General features: G+C 69.5%; 18 protein-coding genes. All 18 read left to right on the forward strand.

Annotation, left to right across the window (positions count from 1 at the left end):
• Nucleotides 1-234 precede the first annotated feature (234 nt).
• The 18 genes from ACHFIV_RS04990 (at nt 235) to ACHFIV_RS05075 (ending at nt 16,682) form a co-directional block, all read left to right on the forward strand.
• A complete protein-coding gene (locus tag ACHFIV_RS04990) occupies nt 235-1,338 on the forward strand; it encodes an LCP family protein (protein ID WP_398963952.1) in 1,104 nt (367 codons plus the stop codon).
• Between the two features lie 178 nt (nt 1,339-1,516).
• Nucleotides 1,517-1,741: a 50S ribosomal protein L31 gene (gene rpmE / locus ACHFIV_RS04995; RefSeq protein ID WP_099174467.1), complete on the forward strand. Its 225-nt coding sequence runs from the start codon at nt 1,517-1,519 to the stop codon at nt 1,739-1,741.
• Between the two features lie 153 nt (nt 1,742-1,894).
• Nucleotides 1,895-2,971 (forward strand): peptide chain release factor 1, encoded by a 1,077-nt coding sequence (prfA, locus tag ACHFIV_RS05000; protein ID WP_398963955.1) that lies wholly within the window; start codon nt 1,895-1,897, stop codon nt 2,969-2,971.
• 44 nt (nt 2,972-3,015) lie between these two features.
• A complete protein-coding gene (gene prmC, locus ACHFIV_RS05005) occupies nt 3,016-3,861 on the forward strand; it encodes a peptide chain release factor N(5)-glutamine methyltransferase (protein ID WP_398963957.1) in 846 nt (281 codons plus the stop codon).
• Nucleotides 3,862-3,928: 67 nt separating this feature from the next.
• The gene (locus ACHFIV_RS05010) at nt 3,929-4,576 is read left to right on the forward strand and encodes an L-threonylcarbamoyladenylate synthase (protein WP_398963960.1); all 648 of its coding nucleotides are present in this window, start codon (nt 3,929-3,931) and stop codon (nt 4,574-4,576) included.
• The gene (locus ACHFIV_RS05015; protein ID WP_398963963.1) at nt 4,573-5,214 is read left to right on the forward strand and encodes an arsenate reductase/protein-tyrosine-phosphatase family protein; all 642 of its coding nucleotides are present in this window, start codon (nt 4,573-4,575) and stop codon (nt 5,212-5,214) included. Before ACHFIV_RS05010 ends, ACHFIV_RS05015 begins: the two co-directional genes overlap by 4 nt.
• A gap of 127 nt (nt 5,215-5,341) precedes the next feature.
• The gene (locus ACHFIV_RS05020) at nt 5,342-6,622 is read left to right on the forward strand and encodes a serine hydroxymethyltransferase (RefSeq protein WP_398963965.1); all 1,281 of its coding nucleotides are present in this window, start codon (nt 5,342-5,344) and stop codon (nt 6,620-6,622) included.
• Nucleotides 6,623-6,717: 95 nt separating this feature from the next.
• Complete coding sequence (locus ACHFIV_RS05025) at nt 6,718-8,076, forward strand: MraY family glycosyltransferase (protein WP_398963968.1); 1,359 nt, start codon at nt 6,718-6,720, stop codon at nt 8,074-8,076.
• A 262-nt stretch (nt 8,077-8,338) separates the two neighbouring features.
• Complete coding sequence (locus ACHFIV_RS05030; protein WP_398963971.1) at nt 8,339-8,776, forward strand: hypothetical protein; 438 nt, start codon at nt 8,339-8,341, stop codon at nt 8,774-8,776.
• Nucleotides 8,777-8,998: 222 nt separating this feature from the next.
• The gene (gene atpB, locus ACHFIV_RS05035) at nt 8,999-9,814 is read left to right on the forward strand and encodes a F0F1 ATP synthase subunit A (RefSeq protein WP_203182480.1); all 816 of its coding nucleotides are present in this window, start codon (nt 8,999-9,001) and stop codon (nt 9,812-9,814) included.
• A 73-nt stretch (nt 9,815-9,887) separates the two neighbouring features.
• Nucleotides 9,888-10,133, forward strand: coding sequence for an ATP synthase F0 subunit C (gene atpE / locus ACHFIV_RS05040; protein ID WP_014048348.1), 246 nt, complete (start codon nt 9,888-9,890; stop codon nt 10,131-10,133).
• Nucleotides 10,134-10,175: 42 nt separating this feature from the next.
• Nucleotides 10,176-10,718: a F0F1 ATP synthase subunit B gene (locus ACHFIV_RS05045; protein WP_398963974.1), complete on the forward strand. Its 543-nt coding sequence runs from the start codon at nt 10,176-10,178 to the stop codon at nt 10,716-10,718.
• The gene (locus ACHFIV_RS05050) at nt 10,715-11,530 is read left to right on the forward strand and encodes a F0F1 ATP synthase subunit delta (protein WP_398963976.1); all 816 of its coding nucleotides are present in this window, start codon (nt 10,715-10,717) and stop codon (nt 11,528-11,530) included. The genes ACHFIV_RS05045 and ACHFIV_RS05050 overlap by 4 nt, the downstream gene beginning before the upstream one ends.
• Before the next feature lie 144 nt (nt 11,531-11,674).
• Nucleotides 11,675-13,246, forward strand: a complete 1,572-nt coding sequence (gene atpA / locus ACHFIV_RS05055; RefSeq protein ID WP_073745255.1) for a F0F1 ATP synthase subunit alpha — start codon at nt 11,675-11,677, stop codon at nt 13,244-13,246.
• A 3-nt stretch (nt 13,247-13,249) separates the two neighbouring features.
• Nucleotides 13,250-14,167 carry a F0F1 ATP synthase subunit gamma gene (locus ACHFIV_RS05060; RefSeq protein WP_382092057.1) on the forward strand — a complete coding sequence of 306 codons (918 nt, stop codon included), beginning with the start codon at nt 13,250-13,252 and terminating at the stop codon, nt 14,165-14,167.
• A complete protein-coding gene (gene atpD, locus ACHFIV_RS05065) occupies nt 14,167-15,609 on the forward strand; it encodes a F0F1 ATP synthase subunit beta (protein ID WP_033298380.1) in 1,443 nt (480 codons plus the stop codon). Before ACHFIV_RS05060 ends, atpD begins: the two co-directional genes overlap by 1 nt.
• 109 nt (nt 15,610-15,718) lie before the next feature.
• On the forward strand, nt 15,719-16,093 hold the full coding sequence (locus ACHFIV_RS05070) for a F0F1 ATP synthase subunit epsilon (protein WP_325747706.1): 375 nt from the start codon (nt 15,719-15,721) through the stop codon (nt 16,091-16,093).
• Nucleotides 16,094-16,235: 142 nt separating this feature from the next.
• The gene (locus tag ACHFIV_RS05075) at nt 16,236-16,682 is read left to right on the forward strand and encodes a DUF2550 domain-containing protein (RefSeq protein WP_398964232.1); all 447 of its coding nucleotides are present in this window, start codon (nt 16,236-16,238) and stop codon (nt 16,680-16,682) included.
• Nucleotides 16,683-16,697: the final 15 nt, after the last annotated feature.

The following is a 16,697-nucleotide window of genomic DNA, read 5'->3' on the forward strand; positions in this document are numbered from 1 at the left end:
TCCCGCGCACCCGCGTCCACGGACTCCGGGGAGAACGGCGAACGTGCAGGTGGGAGCCCCGATCGGCAGAGCAGGGACGGGCGCGCGCGAGTCGGTCCCGGCTCCCGCCGCCTCCGTCGGCCCCGTCGGCCGCTGTGCCAGTCTTTTCCCTGCTTCGGCTCCGGCGCAGCGCCGGCCAGCCAGTACCGAATCCCTGGCAGGGGACCAGGGAGCACCGCCGACGGAGGGAGCCGCATGAGCGAGCAGAGCAGGAGTGCGGGCCGCATACGCGGCACCGGCACCCGCCGGAGAAAGCCGTCCCGTGCCCGCCGGGTGAAGCGGGCCGCCCTCTGGGGCGCCGCCGCCCTGGTGGTCGTCGGGGGATCCGGGCTCGGATACGCCTACTTCACGCTCGACGGCAATCTGAAGGGCGTCGACATCGACGCCGCGCTGGGAGCCGGGCGCCCGGACGACGTGGACAACGGGTCGCAGGACATCCTGGTGCTGGGATCCGACTCCCGCTCCGGCGCCAACTCCGAGTACGGCGCCGACGAGGGCTCCGCGCGCGCGGACACCGCGATGATCGTCCACGTCAACGAGGGCCACACGTCGGCGAGCGTGGTCTCGGTCCCGAGGGACACCCTCGTCGACCGCCCCGCCTGCACGAGCGACACGACCGGCGAGCAGGTCGGCGCCGCGCACGAGGCGATGTTCAACTCCGCCTACGAGGTCGGCGGTCCCGCCTGCGCCGTGAAGACGGTGGAGTCGATGTCGGGCATCCGCATGGACCACTACGTCGAGGTCGACTTCACCGGCTTCACCGAGCTCATCGACGAGCTCGGCGGCGTGAGGATCACCACCTCGCAGGCGATCGACGACCCCGACAGCCACCTCGCGCTGAGGCCCGGCACCCACACCCTGACCGGCGAGCAGTCGCTCGGTCTCGTCCGCACCCGCCACGCCGTCGGCGACGGCAGCGACCTGGGCCGGATCCAGCTCCAGCAGGCGTTCGTCAAGGCGCTGATGGACCAGGCGAAGAGCGTCGGGGTCTTCTCCGACCCGAAGACGCTCTTCGGCCTCGCCGACACGGCCACCAAGGCCGTCACCACCGACTCCCGGCTGGCATCCGTCAAGAAGCTCACCGGCTTCGCGAACGGGCTCAAGGGCCTCGGCTCGAAGAACGTCGACATGGTCACGCTGCCCGTGGAGTACGACCCCGAGGACCCGAACCGCGTGCTGCCCCAGGAGAAGGCCGGACAGCAGGTGTGGGCCGCGCTCAAGCGGGACAGGCCCGTACCGGCGTCCGCCACGGCGGAGTCGGCCGGCGACAAGGGCGGGGCCGGGGACGTCGTGCGGTGATCCCACCCCCTGTCACCTCCCGGTCGCGGAACGTCCCCGTACGGGTGGGGGAATACCCACGGCGGAGTCCTCGTTTTGGGAGATACGGCCGGTCCTGGCAGACTGGTACGTCGGTCCCGGTTCACGGACGCGCAATCCGCGCGAACGACCCGGAACCCTCCCGAATCTAGGAGACACCTTGAAGCGCGACATCCACCCCGAGTACGTCGAGACGCAGGTCAGCTGCACCTGCGGTGCGTCGTTCACCACCCGGAGCACCCTTGAGGGCGGCGCCATCCGCGCCGACGTCTGCTCCGAGTGCCACCCGTTCTACACGGGCAAGCAGAAGATCCTCGACACCGGCGGCCGCGTGGCCCGCTTCGAGGCCCGCTTCGGCAAGGCTGCCGGCTCCGCCAGCAAGTAGCGAGCCACTGCGCCGGTTCCCGACGCCCTCAGCGGGGCGCCGGGACCGGCGTTTTTTCCGGCTGTGCGGCCGGTCGCGCCCGTGTGCGGCGCGTCGGCAGCACACCGTCCAGCAGGCCCGCAGACGTATGACGCAGAAACCAGGAGCCCGAAGATGTTCGAGGCGGTCGAGGAACTGATCGGCGAGCAGGCCGATCTCGAGAAGAAGCTCGCCGACCCGTCGGTCCACGCCGACCAGGCGAACGCGCGCAAGCTCAACAAGCGCTACGCCGAGCTGACCCCGATCGTCTCCACCTACCGGGCCTGGAAGCAGACCGGCGACGACATCGAGACGGCCCGCGAATTCGCCGCCGACGACCCGGACTTCGTCGCCGAGGTCAAGGTCCTGGAGAAGCAGCGCGAAGAGATCACCGAGAGGCTCCGCCTCCTCCTGGTCCCGCGCGACCCCAGCGACGACAAGGACGTGCTCCTGGAGATCAAGGCGGGCGCGGGCGGCGACGAGTCCGCCCTGTTCGCCGGCGACCTGCTCCGCATGTACCTGCGCTACGCCGAACGCATCGGCTGGAAGACGGAGATCATCGACTCCACCGAGTCCGAGCTCGGCGGCTACAAGGACGTCCAGGTCGCCGTGAAGACCAAGGGCGGCAACGGAGCCACCGAGCCCGGCCAGGGCGTCTGGGCGCGGATGAAGTACGAGGGCGGTGTGCACCGCGTGCAACGCGTGCCCTCCACCGAGTCGCAGGGCCGCATCCACACCTCGGCCGCCGGTGTGCTGGTCACGCCCGAGGCGGAGGAGGTCGACGTCGAGATCCACGCCAACGACCTGCGCATCGACGTCTACCGCTCCTCGGGCCCCGGTGGCCAGTCCGTCAACACCACGGACTCCGCCGTGCGCATCACGCACCTGCCGACCGGCGTCGTCGCCTCCTGCCAGAACGAGAAGAGCCAGCTCCAGAACAAGGAGCAGGCCATGCGCATCCTGCGGTCGCGGCTGCTGGCCGCCGCCCAGGAAGCTGCCGAGCAGGAAGCCTCCGACGTGCGCCGCAGCCAGGTGCGCACCGTGGACCGCTCCGAGAAGATCCGGACGTACAACTTCCCGGAAAACCGGATCTCGGACCACCGCGTCGGCTTCAAGGCGTACAACTTGGACCAGGTGCTCGACGGTGACCTCGACGCCGTCATCCAGGCGTGCGTCGACGCCGACTCCGCCGCCAAGCTCGCCGCCGCGTAAGCCCACCGCCCCGCCCCGCTCGTGAACCCGTACGGAGAACCGCGATGAACCTGCTGCTCGCCGAGGTGGCCCAGGCCACCCAGCGGCTGGCCGACGCCGGTGTCCCCTCACCGCGATTCGACGCCGAGGAACTCGCCGCGTTCGTGCACGGCGTCAAGCGGGGCGAACTGCACCACGTACCGGACGCCGACTTCGACGCCCGCTACTGGGAGACGATCGCCCGCCGGGAGGCCCGCGAGCCGCTCCAGCACATCACCGGCCGCGCCTTCTTCCGCTACCTGGAGCTCCAGGTGGGCCCCGGTGTCTTCGTGCCGCGCCCGGAGACCGAGTCGGTCGTCGGCTGGGCGATAGACGCGGTCCGCGCGATGGACGTCGTCGAACCGCTGATCGTCGACCTCTGCACCGGATCGGGCGCGATCGCTCTCGCCATGGCGCAGGAGGTGCCGCGCTCCCGCGTGCACGCCGTCGAGCTGTCCGAGGACGCCCTGAGGTGGACCCGGAAGAACGCCGAGGGGTCCAGGGTCACCGTCCACCGCGGGGACGCGCTGAGCGCCCTCCCGGAGCTCGACGGACAGGTCGACCTGGTCATCTCCAACCCTCCCTACATCCCGCTCACGGAGTGGGAGTACGTGGCGCCCGAGGCGCGTGACCACGATCCGCAGATGGCGCTGTTCTCCGGCGAGGACGGCCTGGACACCATCCGCGGCATCGAGCGCACCGCGCACCGTCTGCTCAGGCCCGGGGGGCTCGTCGTCATCGAGCACGCCGACACCCAGGGCGGCCAGGTGCCGTGGATCTTCACCGAGGAGCGGGGCTGGGCCGACGCGGCCGACCACCCCGACCTGAACAAGCGGCCCCGGTTCGCGACGGCCCGCAAGGCCATGCCGTGACCACCGGGACACCGGCACCGCACGATCCCCACCCTCCCTACCCGTACATGTCCGAGGAGGCCGGCTGATGGCACGGCGATACGACTGCAACGACGCGACCGACCGTACGACCGGCCTGCGTGAAGCCGCGTCCGCCGTCCGCCGCGGCGAACTGGTCGTGCTGCCCACGGACACCGTGTACGGGATCGGCGCGGACGCCTTCAGCTCGGAGGGCGTCGCCGACCTCCTCGACGCCAAGGGCCGCGGCCGCAACATGCCGACCCCTGTCCTGATCGGTTCCCCCAACACCCTGCACGGCCTGGTCACCGACTTCTCCGAGCAGGCCTGGGAACTCGTCGACGCGTTCTGGCCGGGCGCCCTCACGCTCGTCGCCAGGCACCAGCCGTCGCTGCAGTGGGACCTCGGGGACACCCGTGGCACCGTCGCCGTCCGGATGCCCCTGCACCCGGTCGCCATCGAGCTCCTCACGGAGGTCGGCCCGATGGCCGTCTCCAGCGCCAACCTCACCGGACACCCCTCGCCCGAGGACTGCGACGCGGCCCAGGAGATGCTCGGCGACAGCGTCTCCGTCTATCTCGACGGCGGCCCGACGCCCGGGATCGTCCCGTCCTCGATCGTCGATGTCACCGGCAGGATCCCGCTGCTGCTGCGGGCAGGCGCGCTCTCGGTCGAGGAACTCCGCAAGGTGGTACCCGACCTCGAGGTGGCCAATTGACCGCCCCCGAGGGGCGTGGCATAGCGGGGCGGCACGACACTTTCCGCATCCTCCACGTCAGCACCGGCAACGTCTGCCGCTCGCCCATCACCGAGCGGCTGACCCGCCATGCCCTCGTGCACCGCCTGGGAGATCCGCTCAGCGGCGGCCTCATCGTGGAGAGCGCGGGCACCTGGGGGCACGAGGGCGCACCCATGGAGGCCAACGCGGAGGTCGTCCTCGCCGACTTCGGTGCCGACGCCACCGGCTTCGTCGGCCGCGAGCTGCTGGACGAGCACGTGATCCGTGCCGACCTGGTGCTGACCGCCACCCGCGACCACCGCGCGCAGGTGATCTCGATGGGGCACTCGGCGGGCCTGCGGACCTTCACGCTCAAGGAGTTCACCCGGCTGGTGCGGGCCATAGACCCCGCGACGCTGCCCGACGCCCGCGAGGAGGGCGTCGTGGAGCGCGCCCGCGCGCTGGTGCGCGCGGCGGCGGCCCTCCGCGGCTGGCTGCTGGCCCCCACCGCGGAGGCGGACGAGGTCTACGACCCGTACGGCGCGCCGATCACGTTCTTCCGTTCGGTCGGGGACGAGATCAGCCAGGCGCTCGATCCCGTCATGACGGCGCTGACCGGAGTACGCGCCCCGCACTGAGCCGCTGATCGCCGGAGTGCGCCGACCGGCGTAGAGGGGCGCCCGGCAGCGGGCAGGCGGCCCGGGGCGGGCCTACATTGGAGCTGTCGCGTACCGCACCCCCCTCCTCCAGGCCCGGAGCCGTCAGATGCCGGTCACCACTCCAGCCGCACGCGCGGCCGCGCCCCCGTCGGACACCGCCATGCCGCAGGACTTCGGCGCCCTGGTCCGTCAGGACCCGGAGATCGCCGGCATCCTGCTGGCCGAGGCCGGGCGGCAGTCGAGCACCCTCCAGCTCATCGCCGCCGAGAACTTCACCTCGCCCGCGGTCCTCGCCACGCTCGGCTCCCCCCTCGCCAACAAGTACGCCGAGGGCTACCCCGGGGCCCGCCACCACGGCGGCTGCGAACAGGCCGACGCCGCGGAGCGCGTCGCCGTCCGGCGGGCCATGTCGCTGTTCGGCGCCGAGCACGCCAACGTCCAGCCGCACTCCGGCTCGTCGGCCGTCCTCGCCGCGTACGCCGCACTGCTGCGCCCCGGCGACACGGTGCTGGCCATGGGGCTCCCGTCCGGCGGGCACCTCACCCACGGTGCTCCGGGCAACTTCTCCGGACGCTGGTTCGAGTTCGCCGGCTACGGCGTCGACCCCGACAGCGGGCTCATCGACTACACACAGGTGCGCGCCCTGGCCCGGGCACGGCGTCCCAAGGCGATCGTCTGCGGGTCCATCTCGTACCCGCGGCACCCCGACTACGAGCAGTTCCGGCACATCGCCGACGAGGTGGGCGCGTACCTGATCGTGGACGCCGCCCACCCGATGGGCCTGATCGCCGGGGGAGCGGCGCCCAGTCCGGTGCCGTACGCGGACGTGGTGTGCGCGACGACACACAAGGTGCTGCGCGGACCGCGCGGCGGGATGATCCTCTGCGGCGTCGAGCTCTCGGAGCGGATCGACCGCGCGGTCTTCCCCTTCACCCAGGGCGGCGCGCAGATGCACACCGTCGCGGCGAAGGCCGTCGCGTTCGGGGAGGCCGCCACCCCCGCCTACGCGGTCTACGCCCACCGGGTCGTCGCCCACGCCCGCGCCCTCGCCGCAGCCCTGGAGGACGAGGGCTTCGAGGTCACCACGGGCGGGACGGACACCCACATCGTCGTGGTGGACCCCGGCCCGCTGGGCGTCGACGGCCGCACCGCGCGCGAGCGGCTCATGGCGGCCGGGATGGTCGTGGACACCTGCGCCCTGCCGTACGGGGACGCGCGGGGGATGAGGCTGGGCACCGCGGCCGTCACCACCCAGGGCATGGACGAGGACGACATGGCGAGGATCGCGGCGCTGTTCGGCGCGGCCGTGCGGGAGGAGGGCGACGCGGGAGCGCTGCGGGCCGGGGTACGCGCACTGGCGGAGGGCAATCCGCCGTATCCGGGATAGGCGAGCGGTGCAACCGATCACCCGTGGCTCGGTGTCCTTGCTCATGAGACTAGGGTGTGGGGCTGAGATGGCCGGCGAATTCTGTGGGGCAGCCCGTGCGTGATTACCTGCTGACGCTCTGTGTCACGGCCGCAGTTACCTATCTGCTGACCGGACCGGTGCGTAAGTTCGCCATCGCGATCGGGGCGATGCCCGCGATCCGCGCGCGCGACGTGCACCGGGAACCGACACCTCGGCTCGGTGGCATCGCCATGTTCGGCGGGCTGTGCGCGGGGCTGATCGTCGCGGACCACCTGTTCAACCTGAACGGCGTCTTCGAACTGTCCAACGAACCCAGGGCCCTGCTCTCCGGCGCCGCCCTGATCTGGCTGATCGGCGTCCTGGACGACAAGTTCGAGATCGACGCGCTGATCAAGCTCGGCGGACAGATGATCGCCGCCGCCGTCATGGTCATCCAGGGTCTGACCATCCTGTGGCTGCCCATCCCCGGCGTGGGCACCGTCGCCCTCACCCAGTGGCAGGGCACGCTGCTCACGGTCGCGCTGGTCGTGATCACCATCAACGCGGTCAACTTCGTCGACGGCCTGGACGGGCTGGCGGCCGGGATGGTCTGCATCGCGTCAGCGGCGTTCTTCCTCTACACCTACCGGCTCTGGTACGGCTACGGCATCGAGGCGGCCGCACCCGCGACGCTCTTCGCCGCGATCCTGATGGGCATGTGCCTCGGCTTCCTGCCGCATAACATGCACCCCGCCCGGATCTTCATGGGCGACTCGGGATCGATGCTGATCGGCCTGGTGCTGGCCGCCGGCGCGATCTCCGTGACGGGCCAGGTCGACCCGGACGCGATGAAGCTCTTCGAGGGCAGTGAGCGCCAGGCCACCCACGCGATGCTGCCGGTCTTCATCCCGCTGCTGCTGCCGCTGACGATCATCGCCATCCCGGCCGCCGACCTGGTGCTCGCCATCGTCCGCCGCACCTGGAACGGCCAGTCGCCGTTCGCGGCCGACCGAGGGCACCTGCACCACCGGCTGCTGGAGATCGGGCACTCGCACAGCCGGTCCGTGCTGATCATGTACTTCTGGTCCGCGCTGATCGCTTTCGGCGCCGTCGGCTACTCCGTGCACTCCGCGTCGCTGTGGATCGTGCTGGTGATCGTGGGGCTCAGCGCCGTGGGCCTGGTCCTGCTGCTGATGCCGCGGTTCACGCCCAGGGCCCCGCGCTGGGCGGAGTCCTTCGTGCCGCCGCGCTACCGGCGCCGCCGGCGTACGGACCACGAGGAGGGGGCCGAGGACGCTCCGGACGGCCAACACGGGCCGGACGGCTCGCAGATGGCCTCTCCGGACCCGGACCGGGCCCCGGTCGCCGTGGGTGTCTCCGGCGTCAACGGCGCGACCGCGATCGGCCCCCGTTCGCGCTTCACGAATCGGGACCGCGCGGACTCGCCGCGTTGACCCCGGGGCGCAATAGCCCCTTTACCAGACAATGCGTCGTGATGTTCTGCACACACGCGCGGGTTAACTCTCATGTGTGACAGCTGGCACACTTTCTGGGTAAAGACCTCATCAAATAGTTTGTGATACCGTTCACGAAGCCCGGTGAGGAAGCCGAAGGTCCTGAGTAGCACGGTCCTTCGGCCCGAAACATCGACTCGGCCCGGGCCTACGCTCGTCCCTGACGACCACTGACCACCCCCTGCAATGCGGAGTAACCGCCATGCCGTCCAACGACGCCCGGACTCTCCTCCACACCGCCGTGCCCACTGCCGCCGCCGGTGTCGTCACCGTCGCCGTCAGCGCCGCGCTCGCCGGCGGCAAGGGAGCGATCGGAGCGGCGGCCGGGACGCTGGTGGTGATCCTCTTCATGGGGATCGGACTCGGCGTTCTGCAGCGCACGGCCAAGTCCCTGCCGCACCTGTTCCAGTCCATGGGGCTCCTGCTGTACACGACCGAGCTGCTGCTGCTCTTCGTCTTCGTCGCCGCCTTCAAGGACACGACGCTGTTCAATCCCAGGGCCTTCGCGGCCGCGGTGATGGTCGCCACCCTCGCCTGGGTCGCGGCGCAGATCCGTGTGCACATGAAGACCAAGATGCTCTACGTCGAGCCGGACTCGTCCGCGGGCAAGACGCCCGAGAACATGGGGTCCTCGACGTGAGGGGTAGGGCCGGGATAAGCGCGCGTTCGAGACCCTGCTATCGTCCGGTGCCAACTGCGGCACTGCGGGCGCGGGCATCAAAATCGGCGCCTGCTCCATCGCGAGGCGTAAGGCCTGAGCCGCCCCCCATCCGTAACACCAGTCCAGTGCCGACCAGCGGCTGCTTGCCGCGCCGACACAACGAGGTTGCCGTACCTATGCGCCACGCTGAAGGAGCCCGCGGTGAGTGCTGACCCGACGACGGTGCTCGCCTTCGAGACCGACTGCCACATCTTCGACGGATGCGGCTTCCCGGCTCCTGGCCTGCACTCCTTTGTTTTCGAGCCGATGTTCACCCTCGGCGGCATCGAGATCAACAAGCCGATGCTGCTGGCGGTCCTGAGCACCGTTGTCGTCGTCGGCTTCTTCTGGGCGGCTTTCAACAAGCCGAAGCTGGTGCCCGGAAAGCTCCAGATGGTCGCCGAGGCGGGCTACGACTTCATCCGCACCGGTGTGGTGTACGAGACGCTCGGCAAGCGCGAGGGCAAGAAGTACGTGCCCCTCATGGTCTCGCTGTTCTTCTTCATCTGGATCATGAACCTCTGGGCGATCATCCCCTTCGCCCAGTTCCCGGTGGTCTCGGTCATCGGGTTCCCGGTGGCGCTGGCCGCGATCGTGTACGTGCTCTGGGTGAGCGTGACCTTCAAGCGGCACGGCTTCGTCGGCGGCTGGAAGAACATCTCCGGCTACGACCCGTCGATCGGCCCGGCTCTCCCGTTCGTCATGGTCATCGAGATCATGTCGAACCTGCTGATCCGGCCCTTCACCCACGCCGTGCGACTCTTCGCCAACATGTTCGCCGGTCACGTGCTGCTGCTGATCTTCACGATCGCCAGCTGGTACCTGCTGAACGGCATCGGCATCGCCTACGCCGGTGTCTCCTTCGTGATGGTCATCCTGATGACCGCCTTCGAACTGTTCATCCAGGCGCTGCAGGCCTACGTGTTCGTCCTTCTGGCCTGCAACTACCTCCAGGGCGCTCTCGCCGAGCACCACTGAGCACCCAGCCCCACCCCCGATAGTCGTCCGGTGGCCAACCCCCACCGGTTCTGAAAGAGAAGGAAGAAACGGCATGTCCGCTCTTGAGACCCTCGCCGCCGTCAACATCACGGGCAACCTCGGTTCCATCGGCTACGGCCTCGCCGCGATCGGCCCCGGCGTCGGCGTCGGCATCATCTTCGGTAACGGCACCCAGGCGCTGGCCCGTCAGCCCGAGGCCGCCGGCCTGATCCGCTCGAACCAGATCCTCGGCTTCGTGCTCTGTGAGGCGCTCGCCCTGATCGGTCTCGTCATGCCCTTCGTCTACCCGGTCGACTAAGTCGCGGCATTCCGACTGCCCGATGCGACGAAAGGCATTGATGTGAACGCCCTACAGCTGGCGTCCGAGGAGATCCAGAACCCGCTGCTCCCGGCGATTCCCGAGATCGTCATCGGCCTGATCGCCTTCGCCATCGTCTTCGGCTTCCTCGCCAAGAAGCTCCTCCCGAACATCAACAAGGTTCTGGAAGAGCGCCGCGAGGCCATCGAAGGCGGAATCGAGAAGGCCGACGCGGCCCAGACCGAGGCCCAGAGCGTTCTTGAGCAGTACAAGGCTCAGCTCGCCGAGGCCCGCCACGAGGCCGCCCGCCTGCGCCAGGAGGCACAGGAGCAGGGTGCCGTCATCATCCAGGAGATGAGGGCGGAAGGTCAGCGGCAGCGCGAGGAGATCATCGCGGCCGGCCACGCCCAGATCGAGGCCGACCGCAAGGCCGCGGCGTCCGCGCTGCGCCAGGACGTGGGCACCCTCGCCACCGCCCTGGCCGGCAAGCTCGTCGGCGAGTCCCTCGAGGACCACGCCCGGCAGAGCGGCACCGTCGACCGTTTCCTCGACGAGCTCGAGGCGAAGGCCGAGGCCGTCCGATGAATGGAGCGAGCCGCGAGGCGCTGGCCGCCGCACGCGAGCGTCTCGACGCACTGACCGACTCCACGTCGGTCGACGCGGCGAAGCTCGCCGAGGAGCTGGCAGCCGTCACCGCGCTGCTCCACCGCGAGGTATCGCTGCGCCGGGTCCTCACCGACCCGTCGCAGGGCGGCGAGGCCAAGGCCGAGCTGGCCGGGCGACTGCTGCGCGGCCAGGTGGGCGGCGAAGCCGTGGACCTGGTCTCCGGCATGGTCCGTTCCCGCTGGTCGCAGTCGCGTGACCTGGTGGACTCGGTCGAGGAGCTGGCGAACACCGCAGACCTCACCGCGGCCCAGCGTGCCGGTGCGCTCGACGACGTCGAGGACGAGCTCTTCCGGTTCGGCCGGATCGTCGGCTCCGACGTCGCGCTGCGCTCGGCCCTGACCGACCGGAAGGCGACGGTCTCCGCCAAGAGCGCGCTGCTCCGCAGCCTGCTCGGAGGCAAGGCCCAGCCCGTCACCGAGCGCGTGATCACGCGCCTCGTGACGCAGCCCCGAGGACGTAGCCTGGAGGCGGGACTCGACTCCCTGTCCAGGCTCGCCGCGGAGCGCCGGGACCGCATGGTCGCCGTCGTCACCTCGGCGGTGCCGCTGTCCGATCGCCAGAAGCAGCGCCTCGGCGCCGCCCTGGCGAAGATCTACGGCCGGCAGATGCACCTGAACCTGGACGTGGACCCCGAGGTCCTCGGCGGGATCTCGGTGCGCGTCGGTGACGAGGTCATCAACGGCACGATCGCGGAGCGCCTCGAAGAGGTCACCCGCAGGATGGCCGGCTGACAGCGCGCAGCGCCCACGCACCAACTGAACGAGCAAGAACAGCGGCCCGGTTGGGCCGTGCAGAAATTGCAGAAGATTCCTGGGGGTCGCCCCCAGACCCCTTTGAGAAACTTCGGGCCCAACAAGGAGAGCAGGGAACCCCAGATGGCGGAGCTTACGATCCGGCCGGAGGAGATCCGGGACGCACTGGATAACTTTGTCCAGTCGTACCAGCCGGACGCGGCCTCGCGCGAGGAGGTCGGGACGGTCAGCGTTGCCGGCGACGGCATCGCGAAGGTGGAGGGCCTGCCCTCCGCCATGGCGAACGAGCTGCTGAAGTTCGAGGACGGCACCCTCGGTCTCGCCCTCAACCTCGAGGAGCGCGAGATCGGTGCGATCGTCCTCGGCGAGTTCAGCGGTATCGAGGAGGGCCAGCCGGTGCAGCGCACCGGTGAGGTGCTCTCCGTCGGCGTCGGCGAGGGATACCTCGGCCGCGTCGTCGACCCGCTCGGCAACCCGATCGACGGCCTCGGCGAGATCGCGACCGAAGGCCGTCGCGCCCTCGAGCTGCAGGCGCCTGGCGTCATGGTCCGCAAGTCGGTGCACGAGCCGATGCAGACCGGCTACAAGGCCGTCGACGCCATGGTGCCGATCGGCCGCGGCCAGCGTCAGCTGATCATCGGTGACCGTCAGACGGGTAAGACCGCTCTGGCCGTCGACACGATCATCAACCAGCGCGACAACTGGCGCTCGGGCGACGTGAACAAGCAGGTGCGCTGCATCTACGTCGCCATCGGTCAGAAGGGCTCCACCATCGCCTCCGTGCGCGGTGCCCTCGAAGAGGCCGGCGCCCTGGAGTACACGACCATCGTCGCCGCGCCGGCGTCCGACCCGGCCGGCTTCAAGTACCTGGCGCCGTACACCGGCTCGGCCATCGGCCAGCACTGGATGTACGACGGCAAGCACGTCCTCATCATCTTCGACGACCTCTCGAAGCAGGCCGACGCCTACCGTGCTGTGTCGCTCCTGCTGCGCCGTCCGCCGGGCCGTGAGGCCTACCCGGGCGACGTCTTCTACCTGCACTCGCGTCTGCTGGAGCGCTGCGCCAAGCTCTCCGACGACATGGGAGCCGGTTCGATGACGGGCCTCCCGATCGTCGAGACCAAGGCGAACGACGTGTCGGCGTTCATCCCGACCAACGTCATCTCCATCACCGACGGCCAGTGCTTCCTGGAGTCCGACCTGTTCAACGCGGGTCAGCGTCCGGCGCTCAACGTCGGTATCTCGGTCTCCCGAGTCGGTGGCTCCGCCCAGCACAAGGCCATGAAGCAGGTCTCCGGCCGTCTGCGCGTGGACCTCGCCCAGTTCCGTGAGCTGGAGGCGTTCGCCGCCTTCGGTTCCGACCTGGACGCGGCCTCCAAGGCGTCGCTGGAGCGCGGTAAGCGCATGGTCGAGCTGCTGAAGCAGCCGCAGTACGCCCCGTTCCCGATGGAGGAGCAGGTCGTCTCCGTCTGGGCCGGCACCACGGGCAAGATGGACGACGTCCCGGTCGAGGACATCCGCCGCTTCGAGAGCGAGCTGCTCGAGTTCCTGCGCCGCGAGCGCAAGGACCTCCTGACCAGCATCGCCGAGGGCGGCAAGATGTCCGACGACACGCTGCAGTCGATCGCCGACGCGATCGCCGCCTTCAAGCAGCAGTTCGAGACCTCGGACGGCAAGCTCCTGGGCGAGGGCTGATCGATGGGCGCTCAGCTTCGCGTTTACAAGCGCCGCATCCAAGCCGTCACCGCGACCAAGAAGATCACCAAGGCGATGGAGATGATCGCCGCCTCGCGCATCGTCAAGGCGCAGCGCAAGGTGGCGGCGTCGATGCCGTACGCGACCGAGCTCACCCGCGCGGTGACCGCGGTCGCGACCGGCTCGAACACCAACCACCCGCTCACCACCGAGGCCGAGTCCCCGGCCCGGGCCGCGGTCCTGCTCCTCACGAGCGACCGCGGTCTGGCCGGCGGCTACTCCTCCAACGCCATCAAGGCGGCGGAGCGGCTCCGGGAGCGGCTGGCGGCCGAGGGCAAGGAGGTCGACACCTACATCGTCGGCCGCAAGGGTGTCGCGTACTACGGCTTCCGTGAGCGCAAGGTCTCGGAATCGTGGACCGGCTTCACCGACAGCCCCGAGTACTCGGACGCCAAGAAGATCGCCGAGCCCCTCATCGAGTCCATCCAGAAGGACACGGCCGAGGGCGGCGTCGACGAGCTGCACATCGTCTTCACGGAATTCGTGTCGATGATGACGCAGAACGCGGTCGACGGCCGGATGCTGCCGCTGTCGCTCGACCAGGTCGCGGAGGAGAACACCGGTAAGGGCGAGATCCTGCCGCTGTTCGACTTCGAGCCGTCGGCGGAGGACGTCCTCGACGCCCTGCTGCCGCGCTACGTCGAGAGCCGTATCTACAACGCACTGCTGCAGGCCGCCGCTTCCGAGCACGCCGCCCGCCGTCGTGCGATGAAGTCGGCGACCGACAACGCCGGGGATCTGATCAAGAGCCTCTCCCGGCTTGCCAACGCGGCCCGCCAGGCCGAAATCACCCAGGAAATCAGCGAGATCGTCGGCGGTGCAGGTGCGCTGGCCGACGCGTCCGCGGGGAGTGACAAGTAATGACGACGACAGTTGAGACGGCCGCTGCCACGGGCCGCGTCGCCCGGGTCATCGGCCCGGTCGTCGACGTGGAGTTCCCCGTCGACGCGATGCCGGAGATCTACAACGCCCTGCACATCGAGGTCGACGACCCGGCCGAGGCCGGCGCTCGTAAGACGCTGACCCTGGAAGTCGCCCAGCACCTGGGTGACGGCATGGTCCGCGCGATCTCGATGCAGCCCACCGACGGCGTGGTCCGTCAGGCCCCGGTGACCAACACGGGCGAGGGCATCACCGTCCCCGTCGGTGACATCACCAAGGGCAAGGTGTTCAACACCCTCGGTCAGATCCTGAACGAGCCGGAGGCCGAGGCGCAGATCACCGAGCGCTGGCCGATCCACCGCAAGGCCCCGGCCTTCGACCAGCTCGAGTCCAAGACCGAGATGTTCGAGACCGGCCTGAAGGTCGTCGACCTGCTGACCCCGTACGTCAAGGGCGGCAAGATCGGTCTGTTCGGTGGTGCGGGCGTCGGCAAGACGGTCCTCATCCAGGAAATGATCATGCGTGTGGCGAAGCTGCACGACGGTGTGTCGGTGTTCGCCGGAGTCGGCGAGCGCACCCGTGAGGGCAACGACCTCATCGACGAGATGACCGACTCGGGCGTCCTGGAGAAGACCGCGCTGGTCTTCGGCCAGATGGACGAGCCGCCGGGCACCCGTCTGCGGGTCGCGCTGTCCGCCCTGACCATGGCGGAGTACTTCCGCGATGTGCAGAAGCAGGACGTGCTGCTCTTCATCGACAACATCTTCCGCTTCACGCAGGCCGGTTCCGAGGTCTCCACGCTGCTCGGCCGCATGCCGTCCGCGGTGGGTTACCAGCCGACCCTGGCCGACGAGATGGGTGTGCTCCAGGAGCGCATCACCTCGACGCGTGGTCACTCGATCACCTCGATGCAGGCGATCTACGTCCCCGCGGACGACCTGACCGACCCGGCCCCGGCCACCACGTTCGCCCACCTCGACGCGACGACGGTTCTCTCCCGTCCGATCTCCGAGAAGGGCATCTACCCGGCCGTGGACCCGCTGGACTCCACGTCCCGCATCCTGGACCCGCGCTACATCGCGCAGGACCACTACGACACGGCCAGCCGCGTCAAGGGGATCCTGCAGAAGTACAAGGACCTCCAGGACATCATCGCGATCCTCGGTATCGACGAGCTGGGCGAGGAGGACAAGCTCGTCGTCCACCGTGCCCGTCGCGTCGAGCGCTTCCTGTCGCAGAACACCCACGCCGCCAAGCAGTTCACCGGCCTGGACGGTTCGGACGTCCCGCTCGACGAGTCGATCGCCGCGTTCAACGCGATCTGCGACGGTGAGTACGACCACTTCCCCGAGCAGGCGTTCTTCATGTGCGGTGGCATCGAGGACCTCAAGGCCAACGCCAAGGAGCTCGGCGTCTCCTGAGCCTCCGGCTCACCGAGGGGGGTGGGTGTGTCCCGCCCCCCTCACCACGCCCCGTAGAATTGACCCAACACCCGGCACGACCGCCGGGTGGTGACCCGAGGAGCCACCCTTGGCTGCTGAGCTGCATGTCGAGCTGGTCGCCGCGGACCGCAGTGTCTGGTCCGGCGAGGCCACCCTCGTTGTCGCGCGTACCACGTCCGGCGACATCGGCGTCATGCCCGGTCACCAGCCGCTTCTGGGTGTGCTGGAATCGGGCCCCGTGACGATCCGTACGAGCGACGGCGGCACTGTCGTCGCCGCTGTGCACGGCGGTTTCATCTCGTTCGCGGACAACAAGCTCTCGCTGCTGGCGGAGATCGCTGAGCTTGCTGACGAGATCGACGTCCAGCGCGCCGAGCGTGCGCTGGAGCGTGCGAAGTCGGAGACGGACGCGGGCGCCGAGCGCCGCGCGGACGTGCGACTGCGTGCGGTGGCGGCGCACTGAGCGTCCCCACGAGTAGTTCTTGACTCAGCCGCGGCCCGAGCTGGAGAGATCCAGACCGTGTCGCGGCTGAGGCGATGCAGGTGCAGTCCGGTTCGGCTCGGTGCGGTATCCGTTACTCGACGATGCGAGGAGGTCGGTGGAGATGGTCCTCGCGTTGTGGGTGGGCGGCCTGGTCGTCGTACTGGTCGCGGTGGGTCTGTTCGTCTTCGGTCTCCGTCGGCGGCTGATCCAGCGCTCGGGCGGCACCTTCGACTGCAGCCTGCGATGGGACGTGTCCACGGAACCGGACCCGTCCGGCAAGGGCTGGGCCTACGGCGTCGCGCGCTACAGCGGTGACCGCGTCGACTGGTTCCGCGTCTTCTCGTACTCGCCCCGCCCGCGCCGCGGCCTGGAGCGCTCCGCCATCGAGGTGGTCGCGCGCCGGCTGCCCGAGGGCGAGGAGGAGCTCGCGCTCCCGCCCGATTCCGTCGTGCTCGGCTGTCTCCACTGGGGGACCCGCCTTGAGCTGGCGATGAGCGAGGACGCCCTGACCGGTTTCCTCGCCTGGCTGGAGGCGGCACCGCCCGGCCAGAGGGTGAACGTGGCCTGAGGGCCCGCAGACACA

Origin of the sequence: Streptomyces sp. ALB3 (assembly GCF_044385685.1) — a bacterium.
Classification (GTDB): domain Bacteria; phylum Actinomycetota; class Actinomycetes; order Streptomycetales; family Streptomycetaceae; genus Streptomyces.

What these genes read in the sequence shown, in the direction of transcription:
- ACHFIV_RS04990 (WP_398963952.1), top strand. Translation starts at nt 235, where the DNA reads ATGAGCGAGCAGAGCAGGAGTGCGGGCCGCATACGCGGCACCGGCACC.
- prfA (WP_398963955.1), top strand. Translation starts at nt 1,895, where the DNA reads ATGTTCGAGGCGGTCGAGGAACTGATCGGCGAGCAGGCCGATCTCGAG.
- prmC (WP_398963957.1), top strand. Translation starts at nt 3,016, where the DNA reads ATGAACCTGCTGCTCGCCGAGGTGGCCCAGGCCACCCAGCGGCTGGCC.
- ACHFIV_RS05010 (WP_398963960.1), top strand. Translation starts at nt 3,929, where the DNA reads ATGGCACGGCGATACGACTGCAACGACGCGACCGACCGTACGACCGGC.
- ACHFIV_RS05020 (WP_398963965.1), top strand. Translation starts at nt 5,342, where the DNA reads ATGCCGGTCACCACTCCAGCCGCACGCGCGGCCGCGCCCCCGTCGGAC.
- ACHFIV_RS05030 (WP_398963971.1), top strand. Translation starts at nt 8,339, where the DNA reads ATGCCGTCCAACGACGCCCGGACTCTCCTCCACACCGCCGTGCCCACT.
- atpE (WP_014048348.1), top strand. Translation starts at nt 9,888, where the DNA reads ATGTCCGCTCTTGAGACCCTCGCCGCCGTCAACATCACGGGCAACCTC.
- ACHFIV_RS05050 (WP_398963976.1), top strand. Translation starts at nt 10,715, where the DNA reads ATGAATGGAGCGAGCCGCGAGGCGCTGGCCGCCGCACGCGAGCGTCTC.
- atpA (WP_073745255.1), top strand. Translation starts at nt 11,675, where the DNA reads ATGGCGGAGCTTACGATCCGGCCGGAGGAGATCCGGGACGCACTGGAT.
- ACHFIV_RS05060 (WP_382092057.1), top strand. Translation starts at nt 13,250, where the DNA reads ATGGGCGCTCAGCTTCGCGTTTACAAGCGCCGCATCCAAGCCGTCACC.
- atpD (WP_033298380.1), top strand. Translation starts at nt 14,167, where the DNA reads ATGACGACGACAGTTGAGACGGCCGCTGCCACGGGCCGCGTCGCCCGG.
- ACHFIV_RS05075 (WP_398964232.1), top strand. Translation starts at nt 16,236, where the DNA reads ATGGTCCTCGCGTTGTGGGTGGGCGGCCTGGTCGTCGTACTGGTCGCG.